Genomic DNA, 25,247 nt, shown 5'->3' with positions numbered 1-25,247 from the left:
TACACGAAAAATACCATACCTTCTTCATATTATATTACTTCTTTAGGAGTAGTTCCATAAGCTAGACATACTCGTAGTAATTTATTTCCTACATAGACAATTTCTACTTCTATTGCTACAGTTTTTAAGGAAAATAACTTTATTAAATTATATCTCCTCTTGAAGATTTGTCTAATAAGTATTATCCTAATTTAGATGAAACTAATAGATAATTATATTTCTGAATTAGCACGATAAAATTAGGAGGAATTTCAATGAACTGGATAATTAAAACATTTAAGGAACTAACAACAGATGAATTATATAAAATACTTCAACTTAGAAATGAAGTATTTATAGTAGAACAAGAATGCCCTTATCAAGATATCGATGGTAAAGATAATGAGTCTTATCATATATTTTTAAAAAAAGACAATGAAGTAATAGCCTATTCAAGAATACTAAAAAAAGGTATTTCATATGAACAAGCATCTATTGGAAGAGTTATTGTAAAAAAAGATTATCGTGGTGGAAGCATAGCTAAAGATATGTTATTGAAAAGTATTTCTTTCATAGAAAATAGTTTACATGAGAAAGAAATCAAAATTCAAGCACAGGCATATTTAGATAAATTTTATAGCAGCCTAGGATTTGAAAAAATATCTGATGTGTATTTAGAAGACAACATTCCTCATATGGATATGTTATATAAAAAATAAAATAAATAAAAATCCGTATCATTTGTATTTGATACGGATTTTTATTTATTTTATTATATTTTTAGTTAATATAGACCTTAAATCTTATTTAAAGTTTATAAATTTCTTTGATATAAATATATCTTCAAATTTTTTATCATTTAATATTTCATGTGTTATAAATTTCCCATTATAATATAGACTATATGTTGTAAATGGTGTATTTGAATTTTGTGCTTGTTCTTTATTTTCATATCTAATTATATTAAGTTGTATATTCCTTTCTTCTGCGAATTCTTTTACCATAGATACATATTTTGAGGTAAATGGACATTGATTTGAATAATATAAAACAAACCCTGATTTATTAATATCATCTACTTTTACAGCATCTTTAAATTTAGGAATATCTATATCTTTTCCAAATGGCAAGTATAACAATTCATAGTATGGATTTGCAGTATCTGCTAATATAAATCCTTTATATTTTAAATACTTTGAGTCCGCCAAGTATGGTCTCTTCTTATTAGAACTTAATATAACTAATCCCTTTTTCCCTTTCTCTTTACTATCATTAATACATTCTTCTAATAATATGTTAGAAATACCTTGTCCCTTGTATTTTCCTGAAACCCATAAGCAGTTAATAAACATATATTCACTTGCAATAATAGGACACCAGGCATTTTCAGCTGGTATATATTCGATAAAAACTTTCCCCCTTACATCTCCCTTTTTAAATACTATTCCTTCTTTAAATCTATCTTTTAGCCAGTTTTTTTTAGATAAAACTTGAAATTCTCCTTTTTTATTAGAAAGAGCACAACAAATATGCTCTTTATCTATATTATCAATATTAACATCTACTATTTTCATTATATTTCTCCCCCATAGTTTTAATATCTTTGATTATATACTTACTTAGATTGTTATTAGTAGTCTTTTTAATAAATAAACATCTTTTAATTTAAATAAACTGTCTTATAATTTATAAATAATTATCTTAAATATATAAAAACCGTATCATTTATATCTGATACGGTTTTTTATATATTTTAATTTTAGCTTATTTTTAATTAAGGTCTTCTTGCACCTTTGAATGTTTTTTCATAGTATCCTGATGATAATTTCGATTTCTTAACTCCATCTCTAGGATTAGATGCATGTATAAACTCATCATTTCCTATGTACATTCCCACATGACTTACTCTACCTTTTTTCATAGTATCGAAGAATACTAAATCTCCAGGTTGTAAGTCTTTTTTCTCTACGGCTTGTCCAAACTTACTTTGATCATAAGATACTCTTGGTATATCTTTTCCTAATTCAGTTTTATATATATACCTAACCAACCCAGAGCAATCAAATGCATTCGGTCCATTCGCTCCCCAAACATATGGTTTTCCTATTTGATTTTCTAATGTTTTTATCGCATTATCCATTTTATTAGATGTTTTAGCTTCATAATTAATAGTATTAGTTTTAATAACAGGATTATGTTTTTCTATTTTTTGAGTAGTTTTAGAGATAGTATCATTGTTTATATTATGATTATCTATCTTTTGTGTATCTATTCTACTCATATTTATAGTACCTAATATTGTATTTAAAATTTCTAATGTACTTAAATTATTGCTACTGCACGAACATGAGCATGTACAAGTATTACCCATACCACCTGTGTTTCCTAATGTATTATTTAATATATAATCAAAAGGATCTGAACTTGTACTTAATGAATTTTTATTATTTAAATTTGAACGACTAATACTATTTAAAAGACTACTTAAAACAATTTGACTTACATCACTCATATATCTAACCTCCCATACTTTCAATTTTATTTTTTAAGTAATAAAAGAATATATTTATTAAAAATTTTTTAATTTTAATATGAAAATTACATCTCTTACTTATAATCGGCTTAATTTATTTTTTATTTAATTTTATTTATAAGCTAAATCACCTAAATCCCTCTAAATAGCTAATATTAGCAACATAAGTATTTTTTATTATACAAAAATTTTCATTACTATTTACCTATTAAAACAGTACCATTAGACTCTTAAATGAATACTATTGTAATTATATAAATAATAAAAATTAAAGATTTTATTATCCAAGTATATTACTTTTTAAGCATATATTTAGCTATATATATTTTTTAGTTTGGAGGGTAAAATTATGAAAAAGAAGTTTTATGATATTTTGTACAACATGATATGCCGTGGTCGTAATGTATTTAGTTTTAAAATGAAATCAATAAAAACTAGACAATTTCCTTATGAAATTGAAATCATAGCTGAAAACCTATATGTACCTTGGGCCATGGATATAAGCAATGAAGGAGATATATATTTTACAGAACGCTCTGGTTCGATTAGAGTTATTGAAAATGGTAAACTTAATCCCCAACCTCTCATTACATTTAGTTCACCATTTGCAAGTCAAGGCGAAGGTGGTTTAATGGGAATAGCTTTAGATCCTAATTTTTCACAAAATAACTATATCTATGTTATGCATTCATATACAGAAAATAACCAGATTTATAACCGTGTTGTTAGACTAATAAAGAGAGATAATATAGTAGCTATTGATAAAATACTCTTAGATAAAATACCAGGAGGCCAAATTCATAATGGAGGAAGGATAAAGATAGGTCAAGATAATAAATTATATATAGCAACAGGAGATTCAGGAAATTCTTCATTATCTCAAGACTTATTAAGTACAGCCGGAAAAATACTACGAATAGAATTAGATGGTAATATTCCTGAAGATAACCCTTTTATTAATTCACCTATTTATAGCTTCGGTCATAGAAATCCACAGGGATTAGCTTGGAATTCAAAAAATATATTGTATGAATCAGAACATGGACAGTCAGCACATGATGAAATAAATATAATACAACCAGGAGCTAATTATGGTTGGCCTCTAGTCCAAGGAGATGAAGAATCTACAGAAATTACAACACAAAAACCTTTGGTACATAGTGGAGAAGATACATGGGCACCATCTGGTATTGCTTTTGTTGAACAAGGACCATGGCAAGGTAAATTACTAGTAGCTAATTTACGTGGCCAGCAACTACTTGCTATATCTCTAAACGGAAAAGGCACAGTGGTTAAGGATATAGAGCCATTATTAAAAAATAAATACGGACGTTTGCGTGATGTTATTCAGAGTAAGGATGGATCCATCTACCTAACAACAAGTAATAGGGATGGCCGAGGAAACCCTGATATAACTGATGATAAAATAATCCGTCTCATTCCAAGATAAACTAATAAATATATTTATAAAATAACTGATGATTTAAATTTATTTAACTAAAAAATAGGTGCTTAAATAGCACCTATTTTTTAGAATTTACACTTACACTAGCTTTTTATCACGTAGATTTTTATTATCAAATATAAATCTAGATATTTCATTTTTTTGCTTGATACTTAATTTATCAAATTTTAAATTATATAAGTATGTACCATTTCTAAAATTAGTTCTCTTTTTTATTATATTACTTTTTATATCATGAGTTTTACCATCTATATCAATTTTTACTTTAAGATTCTTAGTTTGATAGATATTTTCATAAGTTTCCATAAGCATACCATCAATACTAATATCTAAAGTATTGCCACTATATTCTATACGTTCTCTTGGTAATAATGTATAGTTTAAATCTAATACTATAGGTAGCCTATAGTTTTTTCTTCTTTGATTTTTCTCTATTGGTGAACTAAATTCACCCTTATAGTATAATACATTGTCTTCTATTATTTTTTCGGTTATTAGAAGTTCAGTTGTATATAATCCACTATAGCTTACAAACTCTACTTTTATAATACTTTGTTCATCAAATCTAATAATATCGTATTTATCAATTGGACATCTAAATAAAACTTCTTTATTATTTAAATATTCTACATCACTTGTATATAGTTTCCCCTTAAAAATCGTACGTATAATTAAATTTATATCACCTTCTAAAATTTGATTATACTTATTAACTGATTTTTCTATATATCTTACATATTTTTTATTAAATAAGCTAAACACTATTTATCCCCCCTCTTTTTAAATATCCTCCTATATTTAGTATAGTACAGTTTTATTCTTCACGCCTAAAAAAACCGTATTACTTGGTAATAATACGGTTTTACTTATATATAAAATAAATATCTTTAAATTTCATTTCTTATATCCTTTTTTCTTATGCATTCTAATATATATCCTATCCCCATTCCTATAAAACTACCTACTGTCCCCCACATAAAATTATCTGTAATAAATCCAATTGCTGTTCCAATCATAAATCCACCTAGCATTAAATTAACTGATAGTTCATCTTCTTCATTTTCATCAAGCTCTATATAATTATTATTAGGTAAATCATTTATTTCAATTGTTTCTTCATCTTTAATTTTACTCTCATTAATTATTAAGTCATCTAAGGTTACATTAAATATATCTCTTAATAATATAAGGTTGTCTATATCTGGATACGTTTTGCCTGACTCCCATTTTGATACAGCTTGACGAGATACATTTATCATTTTTGCAAGTTGTTCCTGTGATAATTTTTTTTCTCTTCTCAATTTTTTTAGATTCTCACTTAAGTTCAATATAATCACCTCATCTTAACTTTAATTATATTTATTTCTGTAGAAATTAACAATCATCGTATAGTTGCATTTTGTTAACTTATGGTTGCATTGCTGATATTATCTAGATTCTTCTTAAATTTCTATAAGAAATAAATATTAATTCTATAACTTAAAAACCGTATCACAGATAAGCGATACGGTACTTTATTTTATATATCAAAATTATATTATAGTTAGCTAAATATAAGGTTTATAACAGATAGTGCTCCTATTATCCATAGAGTAAAACTTATTTTATCAGTTTCTTTAGCCACAACATGCATTATTATATAAGAGATAAATCCAAAACATAGTCCTATACTAATGCTATAAGTTAAAGGCATTAATAAAATAGTTACAAATGCAGAAATAGCTATTTTACTATCGTTAAAGTCTACTTGTCTTATACTAGAAAACATAAATACACCTACTAGTACAAGTGCTGGAGATGCAGCATATCCTGGTACTACTCCTAAAAGAGGTGTAAATAGTAATGTAACTAAAAATAATCCCGCAGTAACTACAGATGCAAGTCCCGTTCTAGCTCCAGCAGCAATCCCTGCAGCAGATTCTCCAAAAGTAGTAACAGTACTTGTTCCAAGTAAAGATCCTATTAGTGTAGAAGTTACATCTGCATATAACATCTTTGATAGACCTTTTACATTACCACCCTTATCTTCTAATCCCATTTGCTTGCAACAACTTATTAAAAAAGCTAAAGAGTCAAACATATCTATAAACATAAATGAGAATATTGGTCCTATTAAAGAAAACTTAAGTGCACCGATTATATCAAGCTTAAATGCAACTGGTTCAATGCTAGGCGGTGCAGATATTATAGAAGTAGGAAGCTCTACATATCCTAAAGCTATAGATAATGCAGTAGTAGTAATAATACTTATTAATATACCACCTTTAACCTTCTTAACTTCAAACATTCCCATAAGAACTAATCCTAATAAAGAAATTATAACAGTTGGTGTAAATTCAGCTAAAGAAACTAAAGTAGCTTCATCTGCAACTATAACTCCCATACCTTTTAAACCAACAAACGCAAGGAATAAACCAATCCCCGCTGCAGAAGCGATACTCAATTCTTTCGGTATAGCTTCTGCTATATATTTACGAACTCCAGTCACTGCTAAAATTAAAAATACCATTCCTGAAATAAATACAACTCCAAGTGCTTGAGTCCAATGAATTCCCTCTCCAATAACAAGTGAATATGTGAAAAATGCATTCAATCCCATTCCAGGTGCTAGTGCAAAAGGCGCATTAGCTAAAAATGCAAAAATTAAAGTACCAATGGCTGTAGCTAAAATTGTAACAGTTATAAGTGCAGCTTTATCCATACCAGCATCAGATAATATTGCTGGATTTACAAATACAATATATGCCATTGTTAAAAATGTTGTAAGTCCTCCAATTACCTCAGTTCTTGCATTAGAACCACGCTCCGAATATTTAAATATCTTATCTAAGAAAGATGTTGAAGTGTTAATTTGTTCATGTTGTCTTTGTGAGATCATGATCTTCCTCCTAAAAATTTGTTAATAAAAAAAGATATATATTCTACATGAATAGAACATATATCTTAAAGATTCTTAAACAAAATACCTATAAGTATGTGTTAACTATTCATAGCAAACTCATTTACGGTGAGTTCGTAGAGACTTATGGACCATATTACCATAGATATATGAATATTTATTCTTAATTTTTATTTATTATATAATATATATAAACATTTTACAATAAATAAATTAAAATGTTCGTTTATTTAACATATTATCCCATTGGACAGGTGTAAAGGCTTTACAATTATATACCTGTTCAAATTGTTCAACTACATTGCCTGTATTCTCTTGAATATTTCTCATGCTAAAAAATATACTTCCTTCAACTTCATCGTAAGTTCTATTTATTGTTATCTCTTGTGCTATTTCTTTTGCTATATTTACATTTCCTATATTTTGACCTATATATAATCTAACGCATGTACCTTCTACTAAATCTGACCACCATTTAACTAAACTTTCATAAGGACTATTTTTATTATCTATAGTCCAGTAAATTTGAGGTGCTATATAATCTAAAATACCTTCTTCTACCCAAGTTACACTATCCATATACGCATCATAATAACTCTCTAGGTTTTTACTCTCTGATCCCTTAATATCACTACTTTTATTTTTCCATACACCAAATGGACTTACACCGAATTGAACAGATGGTTTTGTTGATTTTATCACGTTATATACTAATCTAATCATTTTTGTTACAGATTCACGCCTATTATTTGCAACTTCTCCATCTCTATCTTCACCTTCTGGTAAAGGATAGTTATATGGATAGAAATAATCATCAAAATGAATTCCGTCTACACAATAGTTTTTTATTATTTCATAAACTGTAACAGCAATGTAATTTATAACTTCTGGATTTTCTGGATTAAAAAATAATGCATTTTCAAAAGGTAGCACCCAATCTGGTCTTAATTTTGCTATATTGTTATCTGCTAATTTATTTAAATCAGTACCTTGAGTAGTCACTCTATAGGGATTTAACCATGCGTGAAATTCCATATTTCTTTTGTGAGATTCTTCAATCATAAATTTTAGAGGATCATATCCTGGACTAATTCCCTGTTCTCCTGTAAGGTATTCTGACCATGGATTTATGCTTGATTGGTATAATGCATCTGATACTGGTCTTATCTGTACAAATACTGCATTAAAATTTAATGATTTCAATGTATCTAGTATCTCTATGAACTCTTTCATTTGTGCTTTTGGGTTATTTTGAGTTTTAGGCCAATCAATTCCGTATACAGTCGCTACCCATACTCCTCTAAGCTCTACTTGTTTACAATTATTTATCATATCCTCACACTCCTATAAAATAGTATGATGATTTATTATAAAGTGATAATAATGCTTAAACTTTTTATATGTATAACAAAAAACAGTATCACTTATTCGTAATACTGTTTTTGTTATCTTTAAAAAATTATAAACTATATAAGTCTAATTGGAAAACAAACCTCCGTTACTCACTCGTCTTGATTTTAAGTAAATCCTGGACCTACATGAGATATACTAAACATAGGACTACTAAATTTATATCATTGTAATATCGTAGCCTTCTAATACTGATTTGTGAAATCTTTGAGAATTCGCCTATTTTAAATATTATAATCACTCCTTTTTACATCGATGTTTTGTTGAGCTTAATTATATTGTAGAGTCTATAAATGTAAAGCTTCTAAACTACATATTGACCTTGAAGTTACTTCACCCTTTATAATCATAACTAACATTTTAAATATGGAGGTAAAATAAATGGAAGAAAACATATTAGGAACTGGTAAAATTTCTAAACTATTTATCAAATTTTCAGTACCTGCAATTATCGCAATGGTGATAGCAGGTATGCAAACTGTAATAGATGGCATATTTGTAGGAAATTTTATAGGTTCAAATGCAATGGCTAGTGTTAGTTTAGGAAGTCCCTACATTCAATTTGTAATAGGATTTTCAATGTTAATCAGTGTTGGAGCTTTAAGTTTTATGGGTAGAAGTTTAGGCGAAGGAAATAATAAACTTACACAAGATATATTCAAAACATCATTTATACTATTAAGTATTGGAGCTATTTTTTTTACAATAGTAGGAATTGTGTTTAGCAAAAATATAGGTCTAGCTTTAGGTGCAAATGATGCCTTGGTAAAAGATGTATCAATATATATAAAAACTATTTCGATATGTATATTACCAATGTGTTTAGCATTTCTACTTGGATTTTCAGATAGGCTTGTTGAAAAACCCGACTTATATTTTAAAGGGATGGTTGTAAGCGTAGTTGTAAACATAACTTTAAACTATATATTAATTAAAAATATGAAATTAGGTATAACTGGTGCAGCATTAGCAACAGGATTATCATATTCATCAGTATTTTTTATAGTTTTATCTCCAATGTTAAAAAAAGATAATGTTATAAATTTATTTGTAGGTAAATTTAATAAAAAAACTATAATACCTATAGCATATAACGGTTCGTCTGAGGCAATGTCTGCATTGGCTACAGTTGTATCTGCATATCTATTCAATACCGCTTTTATGAAAATAGCTGGTGAATCCGGTGTTGCCGCTTTTACAAGTATTAACTATGTTTCACAATTTGGAATGTTGATTGTATTTGGAGTTGCTGATGGTATAACATCTATAATAAGTTATAATTATGGGGCAAAAAATTTTAAAAGAGTGAAGTCAATTCTTAAGCTATCACTAAAAATCTCTTTTATAATATGTATAGCAACATTTTTAGCATTATTTTTCTTTGGTGAAAATCTAGTAACCTTATTTGTATCTTCAGATAAATATGTAATTGATTTAGCTATACAAGGATCTAAATTATACGCTTTTGCATTTATATTAAATGGATTTAATGTAATATACTCATCATATTTTACAGCCATTGGATATGCTAAAGAGTCTATAATAATAGCTCTAAGTAGAGGATTAATCTTTATACTTTTAGGGATTGTAATACTTCCAAAAATATTTGGTATAAACGGAATATGGATTACTGTACCATTTGCAGATTTTATTACATTCATTATATCTTTATATTTAATAAATAAGTTTAATCTACCATGTAGGGATGCTGATAAAAACTTTGAATATGAAATATAATACTTTGCAAAATTTTTATAAAATGAGGAATATAAGAAACATTGAAAAATATACTTCAGTGTCTCTTGTAATATAAAAGGAGAAATTAAAATGAAACTTTCAATAGGAGAAGTTAGTAATATTTTTAACATAAGTAGAGAAACTTTAAGATATTATGATAAGATAGGAATTTTAACTCCAGAAATTGATACTAATAATAAATACAGATACTATCAATTTAAGCATTTAGAAAAACTAAGTTTAGTTCTTGGGATAAAACTTCTAGGAATATCTTTATCTGATATAAGAGAAACAATAGAAAGTGAAGATTTAAATAAATATAAAAACTTAGTACTAAAACAAGAGGAATTTCTCAATATAAAAAAGAAAGAATTGCAACAGTTAGAATATAACTTAAATAAGAGTAAAAAAATTTTAAATACAATTACAGATTTTAAAAATGAGTATGATTTTAAGAATCTTAAAATCAGTGAACAAGACTATAATCTTTATGCTATTGATATGAAAAATATACTAAATTCAAATTTATCTAAAAATGATAACTTGACTTTAGAAAAAGAATTATCCGATTTAAATGAAGAAACTGAAGATACTTATGTTTATATTTACAATATTATAGAAAACACACATGTAAAAGAAGATGATGATACTATTTTTATAAAAGAAAATAAACATAATATTAGCTTATTAAAAAAATATTTAAAAGAAGATCATATAAAAGCTATAAGAGAAGATATATGTGGAAAAACTGCGTCAGTTAATTTTTACGGAACAGTAGCAGAAATAAATAACTATATATTATCACTTAATAAATATTTCAAATGTCCAAGAAATAATAGCGCTTATGTTACATATGAATTTTACTTACCTAGAAAAAATGAAGATGTTATGTACTTTGTAAATATAGATTTAAAAATTTAAAATTTCCTGTTGACCTTGAAGTTGCTTCATCCTTTAGAATCTTAATTAACTAAGAAATATATCTGCATATTAAATATATAAAACTATTTAAGCTAAGAAAGGAAAATAATAATGAAATTTGCATGTAGTAGTTTTTCGTGGGAAACAAAAGATAATAAACATTTATTAGGAAGGACATACGATCAATTTGGAAATTTAGACGGGAATAAAATTGTTGTAATTCCTAAAGATTATATAATTAACCTAGACAATTGTATTGATAATAAAAATATATCTAAAACAAAATATACTTGTGTTGGAATGAGTATTCTTGGTTTAAAAACACCTATTTTAGTTGATGGTATAAATGAAAATGGCCTTATGGGTGCTCTATTACATTATCCTGATTTTGCAAAATATAATGATAAATTTGAGGATAATCTAATCAATATTAACCCTGGGTTTTTAGTAACTTATCTTCTGGGTAAATGTTCAACTGTAGAAGAAGTTGTTAATCAAGTAAAAAAAGTAAATCTAATAAGTGAGCCTGTATTTGGCAAGGAAATACCAGTTCATTATATTTTCTCAGATAGAAGTGGTGAAACTATTATTATTGAACCAGATGAAAATGGTCTAAGTATTCATAGACAAACAATTGGTGTCTTAACAAATAGCCCTAGTTACCTTTGGCATAAACAAAACATTACAAATTATATAGGTTTAACTAATGAAGCCAGTATCCCTCAAAATATTGTTAATTTCCAAGCTTTTGAGTCTGGAATAACTGGTTTAAGATTGCCGGGAGACTATTCTTCTGTTTCACGTTTTGTTAGGGTTACTTTACTCAAAGAATTTACTGTTAAAGCAAAAAATGAAATTGATGGCATAACAAAAATGTTTCACAATTTTTCCTCAGTCGATATTCCAGAAGGTGTAAAAGTAGTAAAAATACCTGAGGGAGATTATAAAGGAAATTATTACGAGAAAACACTTTGTATGAGTGCAATGTGTTCAGAAAGTTTAACTTATTACTGTTGCTTCTCTACTAATAGAAGAATTAGCTCAATAAACTTAAATCTTGAAAAGCTCAATGAAGATATAAAGCTCTTTGATTTACCTCAAGAACAGGATATCTCATATTTAAACTAATAAGGATAGTAATAGATAAAAAGTACTAGATATTCTGCAAAGTATCTAGTACTTTTATAACCAAATTCCATTTAAATTAAAGACAAATAAAAACATAGATTCTGTCTATGCTTTTATTTTTAAAATTCTTACCTAAGAATTATTTATATTTACATGCTATTTATTTTTATTAATTATTTAGAATTATTTCTTATATGCGCTGCTACCTTAACATCTTCTCTTTTTATATGACTAATTATCCAATTGGCAACTTTACTATTAATCTCACCAACTAAAACGATACTTGGACCATCTGATAAAAGTTTTTTTTGTATATTTTCAACTGTATCTATAAAGTGTTGATGATATTTTTTATGATTATTATAATCAGGGTATTTATATTTCATTTGTAAAACTTCTTCACGCGAAAAATGCGTTTTTGTATAAGAAGATAAAAAGTTTACTGTCTTTTCTAATTCAGCTCTACCCTTTCCCTTACTACAAGCTTCTAATAAATCATTAATTGCTTTTATTAGTTCTTTATGTTCTGTATCAATTTGCATGTTGCCTGTTAGTAAATCATCAGACCATTTGTATGCCATTTTTGTCCCCCACAATCTATCGTTGTATTTTGGTAAATATTAACAGAAATTATAGCACTATACGATAATAAAGTCAATTTTCTAACAAAATTCATACACATTTCTTAAAATTTATAAAAAATAAAGAAAGGATATTTTATTATCCTTCCCTTATTTTTTACTTACTTGATTTTATATTTATCCATGCATCATCATATAGCTTTTTAACATCCTTAGGAAAATCAGAATAAATTTCGCATCTATCCATTATTTCTTTAGGCATATACGCATTAGGATTATTTCTAACTTCCTCTGGTTGTTGTAGTCTTGCTTCTTTATTTGGAGTTGTGTATCCTATTTCATCAGCTATTCTTAATGCACTTTTCTTATCACTCACAAAGTTTATAAACTTTTCAGCTCCTTCAACATTTTTAGCATTATGAGGTATGCATAAGCTATCAATCCAGAAGTTTGCACCTTCCTTAGGTACTACATAAACTAAATTAGGATTTTCTTCTTGAAGATTTAATCCTTCTCCAGACCATATCATATTTATATCAGATTCACCTGCTGGAATCATTGTAGTTCCATTATCAACACCATATAGTGGATTTACTAATTTTCTTTGGCTTAATAATAATTCTTTAGCCTCTTCAATCTCTTTAGGATCTGTTGTATTTAAAGAATACCCAAGTTTTTTTAAAGCCGCTCCCATTGTATCTCTATATGTATCAAACATAAAAATTTTATTTTTATACTTTTCATTCCATAATATATCCCAGCTATCAACTTTTTCTTTTACTACATCCTTATTATACACAAGTCCTACTGTTCCAAACATATAGGGAACTGAATACTTATTCCCTGGGTCTATTCCTAAATTTAAGTAATCTTCATCCATTTGAGATATGTTAGGTATATTGTCTTTATTTAGTTCTTGAACAAGATTTTTTTTAATCATTCTTGTCATTAAAGCATCAGATACTAAAATAACATCGTATTTTACCCCTCCACCATTAACCTTTTGATACATTGTTTCCATATCATCAAAAGTTTCAACATTAACTTTTATACCATATTCTTTCTCAAATTCTTTTATAGTTTCTTCATCTATATTTTCTCCATAGTTAAAAAAGCTTATTTCTTCAGAAGAATTTTTACTACATCCTACAAAAAATATCCCCATTACTACCATAAAAATCGATAAACTCAATAATTTAAATAATTTTTTCATATTATAATTCCTTCCATGTATTATACGAATATTCTAATACCCCAAACTATCATTGGTCAATCTACTTTTACTTATAGCTTCTAAATATTTTATAAAAACTTATTTATATTAATATAATTAAAAGAAGCATAATTCTCACTTAGCTAAGCGAATATTATGCTTCTTTTGATTATATATAAAATATTTAAATTTACATAGCTCTCGCAGGAAATATTGCATCTAAAATTCCAATAACTAGAGCTGCTAATATTGCTCCCATAATAGATACTCCCATATTAGGAACTAAAAATTGTGCTACATATATTATTATCGCTGCAATGATAAATCCTTTTATTCCCTTACCAAAAGGAGATGCATCAACACCCATAAATGCCTCTACTAAGTAATCTAATCCTGATATTACAACAGCAGCTATTAAATATGACCACATTCCATTGATTTTAAATCCTGGAGTTAAAAATGATGTTATCATTAAAATAATTGCAATTAATATAAATCTTCCTATCCATCTTAAAAAGCTACCATCGTTATCTCTTTTTTTATCATTATCATATCCCATAGAAAACACTCCTTAAAAAACACTATTTTTTAATTTATAGTTATATATTGGTCAATATATTAAATAATATTCCCTAATTTTAGAAAAAACTTAAAATTAAGATTTTTTGTATAACTTTAAAAATATAATAAGAAGTATTTATATATATTATATAATATTTTATTTATATATTAAAAAATCACACACTTTACTTTTGATACATTCTTCCATTATACCTCCAAATGATATAATTCTATATATTAAAATTCATCTTCATATTCTTTAAAGAACTCATAATATGTACGTACATTTTCTAATTCTGTCCATTTTTTAATACAAACTGGACTTTCATCAAGATCATATATTTTAGAACCTCTCATCGCAAGCATAAATGGAGAGTGTGTTGATATAATAAATTGACATCCAAAAAAACGGGCGGCATCTTCAATAAATTTAACTAACTCTACCTGACGTTTTGGAGAAAGGCTATTTTCAGGTTCATCTAATATATATAATCCATTTTCACCTATTTTTTCAATAAAATATCGAAATGCATTTTCTCCATTAGAATATTCTCTTACATTATTCATTAAGTTTTCACGTATAAACTTAGATTGAGTTTTTCTTCTAATATTATTTACTCTTTTTAATTCATTATAATCTTCTAGAAAATTCATTTGAAAACTAGAGCCTTTATTATCTAAATACTCTTTAAAAAGTTCTTCTCTCTTTTGATCAATTCCTTGGTTGATATTGCGAACATTTAACATATAGTCAAATACATCATCGCTTGTTATGATTCTACTATTTTCAGGGATTTCATCTTCAATATACATTTTGCATAAATTAACATAGTCCGAGTAAAAATTAGATTTATTGTAAATGGAATCTCTATTTACACCAGTTTTTTCTGCTATTACATTTAATGCTGTTGACTTTCCTGATCCATTACCCCCATATAAAATAGTAATCGGCTCAAAGTCAATTCTTTCAAATCTATTTTTTGATAATATTTTGAATGGGTAAAATGAGTCATAGCAAGTTCTTTTTTCTTCTATTATAAAATCAAATTCTATATTTTCATCTGGAAATATAAAAGTATTCAAATATATCATTTTTATTCTCCTTTCAAATTAAATATGAAAACTGTATCCTTTACTTATGATAAGATTCTCCGTACCTTACTCTACGGAGTGTGTTTTTAATAATGCTTTTAAAATACACTCTGTTAGACAATATTATTGATATAGTATAAAAAAATAGCACCTCATCCGAATGCTGTGCTATCTCAATTATAAGAGTAACTATTTGTTTAACTGAAGATTATGACCCTCATTTTGTTTATAAAATATATCACTTCATTTATTTCTTAAAAGTAATAGGCAATCCCTCTGCACAAACTGGAAATTTCATTTCTAATGGGTTATTTCGTTGATGCTGAATATGCAAGTGTGGCTCTGAAGTCGTACCAGAGTTACCTACTTTACCAATAACTTCTCCTACCTCTATATGTTCTCCAACCGACACTTCTATACTATCTTGCATTAAGTGAGCTAATATAAGATACGTATTTGTTTCATCAATTTCAATAAAAATGTAGTTACCAAGTGAACTTGCAAATTCATCAGTATTAGGAATAATATCTGGCTCACTGTTCTCAATTCCAATCACTCTTCCTTTAACTGGAGAAATAATGTTTTCACCAAAAATCCCATAATCATGTAGATTTGAACTTTCTACGTTATAAGGTTCTTTCAATATATCGTAAGCATAACATTCAGACGGCCACATGGCATGTGTCTTATACTTATTACCGCCAAGAATTACCGCATTTTCAATCGGCATTGTAACTGTAATACTATCATCAGTGGTTGCATTTGTTGGGTATGTAACAGGTGAAACACCAAGTAAAACTGTTACTGGTAATGCAAACACAATTGAAATAGCAATAAATGCAATATTCCATGTCACTTTCTTTCCTCTACATAGTGTTACAATAAGAATAATTGTTTGTACTAGTATTAGAAATATAGCAACTGGAGCAAAAATAAAAACTGCAATATTCCATGCATAAGCTCCAATTTGCCCACCAACGCAATAAACACATACTATACAAGTGATGATAATTGCACATAATAATCTAAAAAGATACTTTTTCATAGTTATTCTCCTCATATAATATGAATTTTTATCACCATTATTTATAAACCTTAATCTCGCCTTCTCTGAGTCTTTCTGATTTTGGCATAACAAAGCCTTATTTATAGCTGAAATTTAGTTGATATAATTTCAAACTTTTCATATTTATACATAAAATTATAATATCAAAAGCTTAAGATATTCTTGGTATAAATCTTAAGCTTTTCTAAATATTTATACCAAGAATATTTTATTTATACTTATTTATATCTCTATGACAAACGTGTCTTCTACAAATTTCCAATCAATACAATCCTCTTATACTTAAAGAAGGTAAATAGTTAAACTAACTATCTACCTCTTAAAACCTAGATCCCTTATTTATGATACGGTTCTCGGTATCTTATTCCGCAGATATCAAATCATATTATTTATCACGTTTTTTACTTAAATAACTTAATATTGAGAAATTGGAGCCTAAAATAAGAATATTGCTTGATATATTATGAAATTTAACTAAATAAGAAATTTATCCGAGTAATATTAAACTTATACCTATATAGCTACCTGCAATAGGCCATTTTCTTTTAACTCCTCTTGGTTCATCTAATATATTATAGCTCTCCTGCAAAAATTTTTGAGAATTTTCTTAGAAATATCAATAGCATCTTTAGATATTATAATTTCCTTGTAATAAAAAAATGCTATGTCTTATAATCTATATAAAACACAGCATTTTAATACCTAATAATAAATTATAGGAGAAATAGCTAATAAATTTTCTATACCAACTTTATCCTCATAAACCTTAACTACAATAGCATCACCACATTCAATATTTTTATCACTTAAATCAATAACCATATCTTTATCATAATTTTCACATAAACTAAAATTCTTAGAAGTAACACTTATAACTAAATTATCTTTATTATAATCTTTACTAATAGGATAAAATCTAAATCTTAATCCATCATCTATATATCCTTCAAACACATCTATCTTACTTATAAAAGTCTTACAATTTTTAATAGCTTTCTCTAATACCTTATCAACAGCTTCATTTTCATCAACTTTAACATATGTATAAAATCCCTTATCTAAACTACCCTTTCCATGTAAGTCCATTCCAGTAGTCATAGCTAATTTTTCTCCATTTATAACTAATTCTTCCCATAGATTTAATGCTTTTTCATTAATTAAAGTAGGCTCTGGGTTATTAAATATTTCTATAAAATCAACATAAGAATAATCACTTATATCCATCTCCCATTTACATCCTTTTGAAAATGGTGCTCCTTTTGAAAATGGATGTGCTATACCAACTAATCCACCAATCTTTCTTATTTTTTCAAATAAAATCTCAGGCTTATGATAATTTATATCTTCCCAATTAACATACTCAGATAAATTCAAACATAATATATGACCGTAGTAAGTAGTAAGCTCAACACCATATATAGCTTCAATAGAAAGATTTGAGTTTTTAAGTATTTGTTTACATTTTTCATGTGCAGAAGTTGTATTATGGTCTGTAATTGCTACTACATCTACATTATAATCTATCATATGATTTATAAGTTCATTAACAGATAAACTACCATCTGACTCATTTGTATGATTGTGAAGCTCAAATCTTTTAAACATTTTTATCCCCCTTCATACCACTACTTACTATTAATTTATAATTTGTATTATCATAAATTACATTAAATACCATAATATTTATCTTTAAAACTCCCTCTATATTATCATTACAAATTCCACCTAAAGTAGCTTCATCTTTAGAAATATAAAGGTTTCTTTTTTCCATTTGTCTATGGATTCCTCCTATAAATTTATCATTTAAAAAAGCCGATATATGTATTTCAGTTTTCATATGTTTACTAGCATCTAGTATTTCTTCTTCATTTGGCTCTTTATTATAATCTATTAAAATAGCTTCTACTATATCTTTTCTTATATCATCAGTTATTTCATTTACTCTTTGCTTGTCAAAAGAAAAGTCTATATTTATACAATCCACTTTTTCATCTAAACATACTATATATGAAATTTGCCCTGTAAAATTTCTATTTATTGTTCCTTCTAGCGAATATATTTCCTTCAATTTTATCTCTCCCTTAAAGATAGGTGCCTAAAAATATATTTTAAGACATCTATTCATTAAATTTTATTGGTAACTAAGACTTATTTGCTTTTTAGTAATACTATTAAAGCTTATATTTGTAATATATACAGTCACTAATATAGGAAGACTTATTCCAAGGAACATACTAAATGGTGGTATGTAAACATAAATAAAGTACATTACTATAAATAATAAAACTGCTAATATCATTGATATTATTAAATTAGAAAATGGATAAATAAGTATAAACTTCAAATTATCTTTTAAACTAAGTTCATAGTTATTATAAATTGAGTACATAACAGTAAAAGAAATAATCATAAATATAAATAAAAATATAAACAAGTATGACATGTATAAATCAAACATTGTATTTCCTGCTGAAAAATACATGTAATCTAGCATTAATATAACTATTATACATAGCATTGTATAACCTAATATATTTGAATTTTTATAATCTTTTTCATAGTAATGCTTAAAAGTCTTATAAATATTAAACTCTTCACCTTTTATCCACTTTCTACAAATTGCAAAAAGTGCACTAGTTGACGGAAATACTCCACCTAATATGAATCCATATAGACTAAAAAATACCCATAAAAAATTTGCTATCATTAATCTATATATCCAATTAAATAAACTATTTAAAATCTCTTGTAAATTTTTCATACTCCTCCTAAATAATATCGATATTTTTCCAACTTCCCTTTTTCCACCTAAAATAAAATATTGTAGCTCTTATCCACTCATCTACAATTGAAACAAACCAAATTCCGACTATTCCATACCCTAGTTTTATACCTACAATATAACTCATAGGAACTGTTATAATATAAGTTACTACTATTCCAACTATAACAGGGAACTTAACATCACCTGCTGAGTTTAACTGTGCTATTAAAATACAATTTGCCGCTCTTGCTGGTTCTAAAAGTACACTTAAAAATACTAGATTTATTACTAAAGCCATTATGCTTTCATTATCTGTAAAAATTCCTACTATATTTTTAGATAATAATGCTAATATTAAGCTTATTAAAAATACTCCACTTACACCTTTATAAAGTACATCAAATCCATACTTTGATGCTTCTTCTTTTAATCCGCCACCTATTAATCTTCCAATTATAACTTGTATGGCTAATGATATTGCCGAGGATATCATAAATACATAAGATGTCATAGTTTGTGTATATATTTTTGAAGTTACTACTGCACTTCCAAATCCAGCTATTATAGCAGTTAATAGTGCTTGAGATACATTGTATGATATACTTTCCATACCAGATGGAAGACCTAGTTTAAAAATTGATTTAATACTTGAAAAATCAATTTTTACTTTTAATATATCTATAAAGTAATCTTCAAAAATTTTAGCAAATAGATATACGTATATACCTGCACCTATACATCTAGAAATTAAAGTTGCATTTGCTACTCCTTCTATTCCTTTTCCAAGTATAGTAATAGGTGTCAAAATAACTAATCCACTACCTATAATATTTAATATATTTACTATTATTGATATATTCATTATGTGTTTTACATAAGTAAAGCTTCTAAAAACTGTAGCAAAGCTAGTCATTATACTTTGAAATATCAAACTAAATCCAACTATTTTAAGATATGTGTTTGCATATTCACTTAAATTCTCTGGTGTTTGAATTAATTCTAAAAACTTTTCTCCAAATACATTTAAATATATAAATAGTACAAATGATATAGCTAAGTTCAAATATATTGAGTTTTTAATTACTAATTTAGTTTTATCTTTATTTGATGCTCCATACAATTGAGAAAGAAGTATTAACGTTCCTATTGAAACTACACTTAAAATCATCGCTCCTATTACTATTATTTGATTTGCAATTCCAACTGCTGCAACTGCATCATCTGAGTACCTACTTAAAAGTAATATATCTACATTTCCTATTAATGTTTGAAACAACTGTTCTATTAGTATTGGTATAAAGATTGGAAAAAAAGCTAAAATATATTCTTTACTTTCACCTTTATTAAATGTTAGAGTCTTCAATAGTCTTAGTCTCCATTTTGTATTCCTTATTGTTGTTTAGCTCTATAATTCTAACTCCTCTTTCTAAGTCTCCATAACATTGATATCCTGTAATATTTCCATAACATAGTTTTATACCATGATGCATACCTACAAAGTTATTATCATGATCATGACCACAAAAAACTGCATCAATTTGACCATTTATATAAAGATGTGAAAATAATCCTGTATTAATATAAGGTGCTGAAATCATATCATTCGTTTCTAGACACTTACCTGAAATTATATTTTTTGCAGCTTCCCAGTATTCAGGTAATGGTATATGCATAAATACCATATCTCTTTTTCCTAAATCTCTTTTATATTTTTTAGATACTTCTCTAAACCAATCAACTTGCTCATGTAGTATCCAATCATAAATTCCAACAGGATATCTACTAGCTTCTCCTGAGTCAAATATGTATAATACATTTTCTATATTTTCTTCACTCTTATCATATATTTCTACGCTGTAACATTCTCTTTTATCAACTATATATACATTTTGTTTTTCTACTAAGTTTTCTATTTTCTTTTCCATGTTTCTTAAATCATCTCTAGTAATACCCATCTCTGAATCATGATTTCCATAAGCTATTGCTACTGGTATAGAATGTTTATTAAATATTTCCATAAGCTCTGTAAATATTTTATCTGTATTTTTTACTCCTTCAGTCCAAATCAAATCACCTGTAATAACAACTAAATCTGCGTCTAATTTTTCTATTGCTTTATCTATTAAATGAAATGTTTTATAGTCATCTTCATGGTGAGGAAGAGAACCTATATGTAAATCTGTCATTTGTATAATTCTAAAAGTATTATCATTTCTATATTTTAATTTCATCTTAATCCCCCCTATTCTTTAATTGAACCGACTGTTATACCTTGAACAAAATATTTTTGGATAAATGGATACATTACAACTATTGGTAGAATTACTATCATAATAGTTGCCATTTGCAAACTTTCGCCAGTTATTGTTACTTTATCTAACATCTCATAAGCTTGACTTCCAGATGATTTAAGTAATATATCTGAAAGTGCATTTTGTCTTGTAAGCATTTCCTGAAGTAATGTTGCTAGTGGCTTTAATTTTTCACTTCTTACATAGAAAGTTCCTGCATACCAATCATTCCAATGGCCTACTGCTGTAAAAAGTGTAATAGTTGCTAGTACTGGCTTACTCATAGGAACTACAATTTTATAAAATATACTAAACTCACCATAACCATCTATTCTAGCAGCTTCTATAACACTACCTGGAAGTTGATTAAATGAAGTTCTAAGTAAGAGTATATTAGTTACGCTGTATAAAGTCGGAAGAATATAAACCCATATAGTTTCTGTTAATCCTAATTTATTTAAAACTAAGTAGTAAGGTATTGTCCCTCCACTAAATAGCATTGTAAAAAATATAAAAAAAGAAATAAATCTTCTCCCTGGAAGTGTTTTAATAGTAAGGGCATATGCTGCCATTGACATTAAACTTACTCCAAGTATAGTTCCTATTACAGTTCTAAATATTGATATAAATAAACCATTTAGTAAATTATCTTGTTTAAATACTTCTAAATAGTTATCAATACTAAAGAATCTTGGAAAAAGTGTTACTCCACCTCTTTGAGCATCAACTCCACTATTGAAAGATAACGCAAGTATATGCATAAATGGAATTATTATAGTTAAGCATAAAGTTATAATTAAAATTAAGTTAATAGTTCTAGATAATTTTGAGCTTTCCATACTTTTACTCATTTAAATTCTCCTTAATATGTTAGTGGAGCTATCTCAAAATAATCTTGAGACGCCCCTTTAAGTTTAAGAAAATATTTTAGTATCTTATAGTTATTCCTTTACTTTCTTTTTTCTCTAAGAAGTCACAAAACTCATTAAGTCCATTTTTTTCTAAGTTATTTTTACTTTCATCTAATATCTTTTTAGCTTCATCAATTGTTTTTGCATAGTAAGCCCTTTGCATATCTTCATTGTATCTAGTTAAAGCGGAATCAAGTTTCCCTTCTCCTTTATCAAACTCATACAAGAATGCTTTTGGAGTCATACCATCTACTATAGTTGCTTCTTTAATTCTTTGATCAAGCTTATACATTTCAATTATTTTTGTTGCTGATGATGAATCTTCCTTAGATACTGATGCTCCCCATTCTGCTTCACCAAAGTCTGCATTGTTATCAAGATCAGTAAATCCTAAATGTTCTCCCCAATAAGATCCAACACCTCTAAATCCAAGTTTTTTAGCTTCTTCTGGATTTTTTTCTTTAAGTTCTAATACTTCTTTTTTCACAACTGGATTTCCATTTACATCTAAATCATAATCTCTTCCTTCAAGTCCGTAGAAATAAAGAAGTTTACCTTCTCTTGATGCTAACCAATCAGCAAATTTAAATACTTCTTCTGGATTTTTAGTAGTTGATGGTATAGCCCATCCAGCACTTCCTGATTTATATTCCATTATTTTATTATTAGTCCCATCAACTCTATTTACAGGGCCTAGAGGAACATATCTCATATCATTATTTTCTGGTAAATAGTTATGCATATCTGAAACTATACCAAATGAACCATTAACTATACCTTCTTTTGCTCTAGTTTCATTTATAGTATAAAACTCTGGATGCATTAACCCTTCTTTTAAAAGCTTTTGAACATATTCAACTCTTTTTAAACCATAATCAGTTTGAGATTCATGTTTAATTTCTCCATCTTCACCTTTAAAGAATTTTTCAGAAGAGTCTCCACTCCATACAATGTCATTATATAAATAGTCTCTTTCACTTCCACCCCAAGCAGTTGGTCCTATTGCAGTAACAGGTGCTCCATTATCATCAACAAAATTTCCTTCTTTTATTTTATTAGCTACTTCGTAAATTTCTTCACTTGTATCTATCGTAAGAGGGTCTATACCTAACTCATCAGCTATTGATTTTTTAATATAAGTTCCACCTACATATTTTTTAGTAACTTGTCCTGGATTTCTATCAATTGCCATATGAACTAAGTAAGATGCTCCATTCCAATCATCTCTAAACATTATGTTATCTCTAGTATCTTGTGGAAGATAGTCTTTATCTAAGTACTTAGAGTAAACTTTAGAGTCCTCCATAAATGGTTTTAGATCTGTAAATTGTCCTTCATTTGAAGCTTTAAGTAACATTGGCATTTCCGGACGACCACTGTTATTTAAATAAAATGCTATAAAGTCTGGTAAATTTCCTGCTGCAAGACCTGATGCTAATGCTCCTTGAGAATCCTCTGCTGTTATTCCTTGAAGCTCTAATGTTATACCAGTTTTTTCTTTTATGTATTTTTGAATTTCTGGATTCATTTCAACTGATGCATCACTTGCTGATTGAAAAATAAGTCCTGTTATAGTTCTATCTGCTATCCATGTATCTGGTGCATCTTCTGGCTTATCTCCTGAATCACTTTTAGTTTGACTACATCCTGTTAACATTGAAGTAAAAAGCATTACTACTGTCATAACTTTTGCTATATTTTTAAATTTCATATTGTCCCCCTAATTATTTACTCTACCAAAGTGAAGTACCAAATTTTTTACTTGAAATTTTATTTACTATGATTGTTAATATTAACCCTACTACACCTTGCATAAGACCAATGGCTGTTGCATATCCAAATTGACCTCCTAAAAGTCCAGTTCTTACTATATATGTATCAATTGTTTCAGCTAAATTAGCATTTCCAGGCGTTTGAAGTAAATATACTTGGTCAAAACCTGCTGCAAGTATTCCACCAAGGGATAATATAAATAAAATTATTATTGTAGAACTAATTCCTGGTATTGTAATATTTAGTATTTGCTTAAATCTATTAGCACCATCAATTGCTGCTGCTTCATACAAAGATGGTGATATTGCAACTATTGCAGAGAAATATATTATTGAATCCCAACCAATGTTTTTCCACATATAACTTAAAAATACTATCGGAAAAAATGTACCTTCTTCCATTAAGAAAAATCTACTTCCGTCTCCTCCCATAGATGCTATTGCTTGATTTAAAAGACCTGTATTTGGAGCAAGCATTCTTTGTGTAAGCCCTACAACTACTACCCAGGATAAAAAGTATGGAAGATATGAAATACTTTGACAAAGACCTCTTACCTTCTTATTTTTTATTTCATTAAACATAAGTGCTAAAAATATTGGAAATGGTAAATATACAAATAGCTTTAAACAACTTATTATTAAAGTATTTTTTATATAAAGTAAACTCCTTGGATCTTCAAAGAACTGTGTAAAATACTTAAGACCAACAAAATCTCCACCAAATATTCCAGTATTAAATCCATATTCCTTAAATGCTAATATCATCCCAGACATTGGTAGGTATGAAAAAACTAAGAAAAATAATAGACATGGTGCTAACATAATGTAAAATACTTTATGTTGTTTTATTGATTCCCAAGTTTTTGATTTTACTGGATTATAATATTTTTCTATATCCTCGATATAAATAGAATGTTCCATTTT

At 27.3% G+C, this 25,247-nt stretch carries 26 protein-coding genes and 1 riboswitch; of the genes, 6 read left to right on the top strand and 20 right to left on the bottom strand.

The genetic code is table 11. The features are described from left to right. The first annotated feature begins 254 nt into the window (after positions 1-254). Positions 255-698: a GNAT family N-acetyltransferase gene (locus JNUCC81_RS00350; RefSeq protein WP_454094845.1), complete on the top strand. Its 444-nt coding sequence runs from the start codon at positions 255-257 to the stop codon at positions 696-698. Positions 699-782: 84 nt separating this feature from the next. On the opposite strand, the gene JNUCC81_RS00345 is transcribed toward JNUCC81_RS00350, so the two are convergent. Together JNUCC81_RS00345 and JNUCC81_RS00340 are read right to left on the bottom strand one after the other, a co-directional pair. Continuing rightward, the gene (locus JNUCC81_RS00345; RefSeq protein ID WP_454094844.1) at positions 783-1,553 is read right to left on the bottom strand and encodes a GNAT family N-acetyltransferase; all 771 of its coding nucleotides are present in this window, start codon (positions 1,551-1,553) and stop codon (positions 783-785) included. 200 nt (positions 1,554-1,753) lie between these two features. Continuing rightward, positions 1,754-2,491 carry a C40 family peptidase gene (locus tag JNUCC81_RS00340; RefSeq protein ID WP_454094843.1) on the bottom strand — a complete coding sequence of 246 codons (738 nt, stop codon included), beginning with the start codon at positions 2,489-2,491 and terminating at the stop codon, positions 1,754-1,756. Between the two features lie 403 nt (positions 2,492-2,894). Between JNUCC81_RS00340 and JNUCC81_RS00335 the strand changes: the two genes are divergently transcribed. Beyond that, positions 2,895-3,962, top strand: coding sequence for a PQQ-dependent sugar dehydrogenase (locus tag JNUCC81_RS00335; RefSeq protein ID WP_454096359.1), 1,068 nt, complete (start codon positions 2,895-2,897; stop codon positions 3,960-3,962). 93 nt (positions 3,963-4,055) lie between these two features. Here the strand turns inward: JNUCC81_RS00335 and JNUCC81_RS00330 are convergent, their stop codons facing one another. From JNUCC81_RS00330 to JNUCC81_RS00310, 5 genes are all read right to left on the bottom strand, one after another. After that, complete coding sequence (locus JNUCC81_RS00330) at positions 4,056-4,739, bottom strand: PilZ domain-containing protein (protein ID WP_454094842.1); 684 nt, start codon at positions 4,737-4,739, stop codon at positions 4,056-4,058. Between the two features lie 125 nt (positions 4,740-4,864). Then, the gene (locus tag JNUCC81_RS00325; RefSeq protein ID WP_454094841.1) at positions 4,865-5,305 is read right to left on the bottom strand and encodes a helix-turn-helix domain-containing protein; all 441 of its coding nucleotides are present in this window, start codon (positions 5,303-5,305) and stop codon (positions 4,865-4,867) included. Between the two features lie 215 nt (positions 5,306-5,520). Beyond that, positions 5,521-6,855 carry an NCS2 family permease gene (locus JNUCC81_RS00320; RefSeq protein WP_454094840.1) on the bottom strand — a complete coding sequence of 445 codons (1,335 nt, stop codon included), beginning with the start codon at positions 6,853-6,855 and terminating at the stop codon, positions 5,521-5,523. 92 nt (positions 6,856-6,947) lie between these two features. Next, a riboswitch (purine riboswitch) is annotated at positions 6,948-7,049 on the bottom strand. 40 nt (positions 7,050-7,089) lie between these two features. Further along, positions 7,090-8,208 carry a glycoside hydrolase family 10 protein gene (locus JNUCC81_RS00315; protein WP_454094839.1) on the bottom strand — a complete coding sequence of 373 codons (1,119 nt, stop codon included), beginning with the start codon at positions 8,206-8,208 and terminating at the stop codon, positions 7,090-7,092. Between the two features lie 202 nt (positions 8,209-8,410). Continuing rightward, entirely contained in the window at positions 8,411-8,527 is a 117-nt protein-coding gene (locus tag JNUCC81_RS00310; protein WP_454094838.1) for a MerR family DNA-binding transcriptional regulator, read from the bottom strand. A gap of 140 nt (positions 8,528-8,667) precedes the next feature. Here JNUCC81_RS00310 and JNUCC81_RS00305 point away from each other — a divergent pair, with 140 nt between their 5' ends. The 3 genes from JNUCC81_RS00305 to JNUCC81_RS00295 all read left to right on the top strand — a co-directional run bounded on the left by JNUCC81_RS00305 (position 8,668) and on the right by JNUCC81_RS00295 (position 12,072). Next, positions 8,668-10,023, top strand: coding sequence for an MATE family efflux transporter (locus JNUCC81_RS00305; protein WP_454094837.1), 1,356 nt, complete (start codon positions 8,668-8,670; stop codon positions 10,021-10,023). Between the two features lie 90 nt (positions 10,024-10,113). Next, the gene (locus tag JNUCC81_RS00300) at positions 10,114-10,944 is read left to right on the top strand and encodes a MerR family transcriptional regulator (protein WP_454094836.1); all 831 of its coding nucleotides are present in this window, start codon (positions 10,114-10,116) and stop codon (positions 10,942-10,944) included. Positions 10,945-11,055: 111 nt separating this feature from the next. Further along, on the top strand, positions 11,056-12,072 hold the full coding sequence (locus JNUCC81_RS00295; RefSeq protein ID WP_454094835.1) for a linear amide C-N hydrolase: 1,017 nt from the start codon (positions 11,056-11,058) through the stop codon (positions 12,070-12,072). 173 nt (positions 12,073-12,245) lie between these two features. Here the strand turns inward: JNUCC81_RS00295 and JNUCC81_RS00290 are convergent, their stop codons facing one another. The 5 genes from JNUCC81_RS00290 to JNUCC81_RS00270 form a co-directional block, all read right to left on the bottom strand. Next, positions 12,246-12,653 (bottom strand): bacteriohemerythrin, encoded by a 408-nt coding sequence (locus JNUCC81_RS00290; RefSeq protein ID WP_454094834.1) that lies wholly within the window; start codon positions 12,651-12,653, stop codon positions 12,246-12,248. Between the two features lie 157 nt (positions 12,654-12,810). Then, positions 12,811-13,866, bottom strand: a complete 1,056-nt coding sequence (locus JNUCC81_RS00285) for an ABC transporter substrate-binding protein (RefSeq protein WP_454094833.1) — start codon at positions 13,864-13,866, stop codon at positions 12,811-12,813. Positions 13,867-14,056: 190 nt separating this feature from the next. Next, positions 14,057-14,425 (bottom strand): phage holin family protein, encoded by a 369-nt coding sequence (locus JNUCC81_RS00280; RefSeq protein WP_454094832.1) that lies wholly within the window; start codon positions 14,423-14,425, stop codon positions 14,057-14,059. Between the two features lie 239 nt (positions 14,426-14,664). After that, positions 14,665-15,519 carry an AAA family ATPase gene (locus tag JNUCC81_RS00275; protein ID WP_454094831.1) on the bottom strand — a complete coding sequence of 285 codons (855 nt, stop codon included), beginning with the start codon at positions 15,517-15,519 and terminating at the stop codon, positions 14,665-14,667. Positions 15,520-15,766: 247 nt separating this feature from the next. After that, positions 15,767-16,195 carry a M23 family metallopeptidase gene (locus JNUCC81_RS00270; RefSeq protein ID WP_454094830.1) on the bottom strand — a complete coding sequence of 143 codons (429 nt, stop codon included), beginning with the start codon at positions 16,193-16,195 and terminating at the stop codon, positions 15,767-15,769. Between JNUCC81_RS00270 and JNUCC81_RS00265 the strand changes: the two genes are divergently transcribed. Beyond that, complete coding sequence (locus tag JNUCC81_RS00265; protein WP_454094829.1) at positions 16,194-16,478, top strand: hypothetical protein; 285 nt, start codon at positions 16,194-16,196, stop codon at positions 16,476-16,478. The genes JNUCC81_RS00270 and JNUCC81_RS00265 overlap by 2 nt on opposite strands. Positions 16,479-17,287: 809 nt before the next feature. On the opposite strand, the gene JNUCC81_RS00260 is transcribed toward JNUCC81_RS00265, so the two are convergent. The 8 genes from JNUCC81_RS00260 to JNUCC81_RS00225 form a co-directional block, all read right to left on the bottom strand. Further along, a complete protein-coding gene (locus JNUCC81_RS00260; protein WP_454094828.1) occupies positions 17,288-18,190 on the bottom strand; it encodes a CehA/McbA family metallohydrolase in 903 nt (300 codons plus the stop codon). Continuing rightward, the gene (locus JNUCC81_RS00255) at positions 18,183-18,653 is read right to left on the bottom strand and encodes a DUF6669 family protein (protein WP_454094827.1); all 471 of its coding nucleotides are present in this window, start codon (positions 18,651-18,653) and stop codon (positions 18,183-18,185) included. Before JNUCC81_RS00255 ends, JNUCC81_RS00260 begins: the two co-directional genes overlap by 8 nt. A 63-nt stretch (positions 18,654-18,716) precedes the next feature. Next, complete coding sequence (locus JNUCC81_RS00250; RefSeq protein ID WP_454094826.1) at positions 18,717-19,346, bottom strand: YesL family protein; 630 nt, start codon at positions 19,344-19,346, stop codon at positions 18,717-18,719. A gap of 7 nt (positions 19,347-19,353) precedes the next feature. Beyond that, a complete protein-coding gene (locus JNUCC81_RS00245; protein WP_454094825.1) occupies positions 19,354-20,712 on the bottom strand; it encodes an MATE family efflux transporter in 1,359 nt (452 codons plus the stop codon). Continuing rightward, complete coding sequence (locus JNUCC81_RS00240) at positions 20,693-21,580, bottom strand: metallophosphoesterase family protein (protein ID WP_454094824.1); 888 nt, start codon at positions 21,578-21,580, stop codon at positions 20,693-20,695. Before JNUCC81_RS00240 ends, JNUCC81_RS00245 begins: the two co-directional genes overlap by 20 nt. Before the next feature lie 11 nt (positions 21,581-21,591). After that, positions 21,592-22,491 carry a carbohydrate ABC transporter permease gene (locus JNUCC81_RS00235; protein ID WP_454094823.1) on the bottom strand — a complete coding sequence of 300 codons (900 nt, stop codon included), beginning with the start codon at positions 22,489-22,491 and terminating at the stop codon, positions 21,592-21,594. 76 nt (positions 22,492-22,567) lie between these two features. Then, positions 22,568-24,262, bottom strand: a complete 1,695-nt coding sequence (locus JNUCC81_RS00230; RefSeq protein WP_454094822.1) for an extracellular solute-binding protein — start codon at positions 24,260-24,262, stop codon at positions 22,568-22,570. 22 nt (positions 24,263-24,284) lie between these two features. Then, positions 24,285-25,244 carry an ABC transporter permease gene (locus tag JNUCC81_RS00225; protein ID WP_454094821.1) on the bottom strand — a complete coding sequence of 320 codons (960 nt, stop codon included), beginning with the start codon at positions 25,242-25,244 and terminating at the stop codon, positions 24,285-24,287. Positions 25,245-25,247: the final 3 nt, after the last annotated feature.

The organism is Faecalimicrobium sp. JNUCC 81, assembly GCF_053667625.1.
Note: the sequence above shows the minus strand (reverse complement) of the source record. Positions and strands in the feature narration are given on the sequence as shown.

What these genes read in the sequence shown, in the direction of transcription:
- JNUCC81_RS00290 (WP_454094834.1), bottom strand. Translation starts at nt 12,653, where the DNA reads ATGGCATACAAATGGTCTGATGATTTACTAACAGGCAACATGCAAATT.
- JNUCC81_RS00285 (WP_454094833.1), bottom strand. Translation starts at nt 13,866, where the DNA reads ATGAAAAAATTATTTAAATTATTGAGTTTATCGATTTTTATGGTAGTA.
- JNUCC81_RS00300 (WP_454094836.1), top strand. Translation starts at nt 10,114, where the DNA reads ATGAAACTTTCAATAGGAGAAGTTAGTAATATTTTTAACATAAGTAGA.
- JNUCC81_RS00335 (WP_454096359.1), top strand. Translation starts at nt 2,895, where the DNA reads ATGATATGCCGTGGTCGTAATGTATTTAGTTTTAAAATGAAATCAATA.
- JNUCC81_RS00260 (WP_454094828.1), bottom strand. Translation starts at nt 18,190, where the DNA reads ATGTTTAAAAGATTTGAGCTTCACAATCATACAAATGAGTCAGATGGT.
- JNUCC81_RS00240 (WP_454094824.1), bottom strand. Translation starts at nt 21,580, where the DNA reads ATGAAATTAAAATATAGAAATGATAATACTTTTAGAATTATACAAATG.
- JNUCC81_RS00230 (WP_454094822.1), bottom strand. Translation starts at nt 24,262, where the DNA reads ATGAAATTTAAAAATATAGCAAAAGTTATGACAGTAGTAATGCTTTTT.
- JNUCC81_RS00315 (WP_454094839.1), bottom strand. Translation starts at nt 8,208, where the DNA reads ATGATAAATAATTGTAAACAAGTAGAGCTTAGAGGAGTATGGGTAGCG.
- JNUCC81_RS00295 (WP_454094835.1), top strand. Translation starts at nt 11,056, where the DNA reads ATGAAATTTGCATGTAGTAGTTTTTCGTGGGAAACAAAAGATAATAAA.
- JNUCC81_RS00270 (WP_454094830.1), bottom strand. Translation starts at nt 16,195, where the DNA reads ATGTGGCCGTCTGAATGTTATGCTTACGATATATTGAAAGAACCTTAT.
- JNUCC81_RS00250 (WP_454094826.1), bottom strand. Translation starts at nt 19,346, where the DNA reads ATGAAAAATTTACAAGAGATTTTAAATAGTTTATTTAATTGGATATAT.
- JNUCC81_RS00275 (WP_454094831.1), bottom strand. Translation starts at nt 15,519, where the DNA reads ATGATATATTTGAATACTTTTATATTTCCAGATGAAAATATAGAATTT.
- JNUCC81_RS00350 (WP_454094845.1), top strand. Translation starts at nt 255, where the DNA reads ATGAACTGGATAATTAAAACATTTAAGGAACTAACAACAGATGAATTA.
- JNUCC81_RS00305 (WP_454094837.1), top strand. Translation starts at nt 8,668, where the DNA reads ATGGAAGAAAACATATTAGGAACTGGTAAAATTTCTAAACTATTTATC.
- JNUCC81_RS00235 (WP_454094823.1), bottom strand. Translation starts at nt 22,491, where the DNA reads ATGAGTAAAAGTATGGAAAGCTCAAAATTATCTAGAACTATTAACTTA.
- JNUCC81_RS00320 (WP_454094840.1), bottom strand. Translation starts at nt 6,855, where the DNA reads ATGATCTCACAAAGACAACATGAACAAATTAACACTTCAACATCTTTC.
- JNUCC81_RS00280 (WP_454094832.1), bottom strand. Translation starts at nt 14,425, where the DNA reads ATGGGATATGATAATGATAAAAAAAGAGATAACGATGGTAGCTTTTTA.
- JNUCC81_RS00345 (WP_454094844.1), bottom strand. Translation starts at nt 1,553, where the DNA reads ATGAAAATAGTAGATGTTAATATTGATAATATAGATAAAGAGCATATT.
- JNUCC81_RS00340 (WP_454094843.1), bottom strand. Translation starts at nt 2,491, where the DNA reads ATGAGTGATGTAAGTCAAATTGTTTTAAGTAGTCTTTTAAATAGTATT.
- JNUCC81_RS00265 (WP_454094829.1), top strand. Translation starts at nt 16,194, where the DNA reads ATGGCATGTGTCTTATACTTATTACCGCCAAGAATTACCGCATTTTCA.
- JNUCC81_RS00225 (WP_454094821.1), bottom strand. Translation starts at nt 25,244, where the DNA reads ATGGAACATTCTATTTATATCGAGGATATAGAAAAATATTATAATCCA.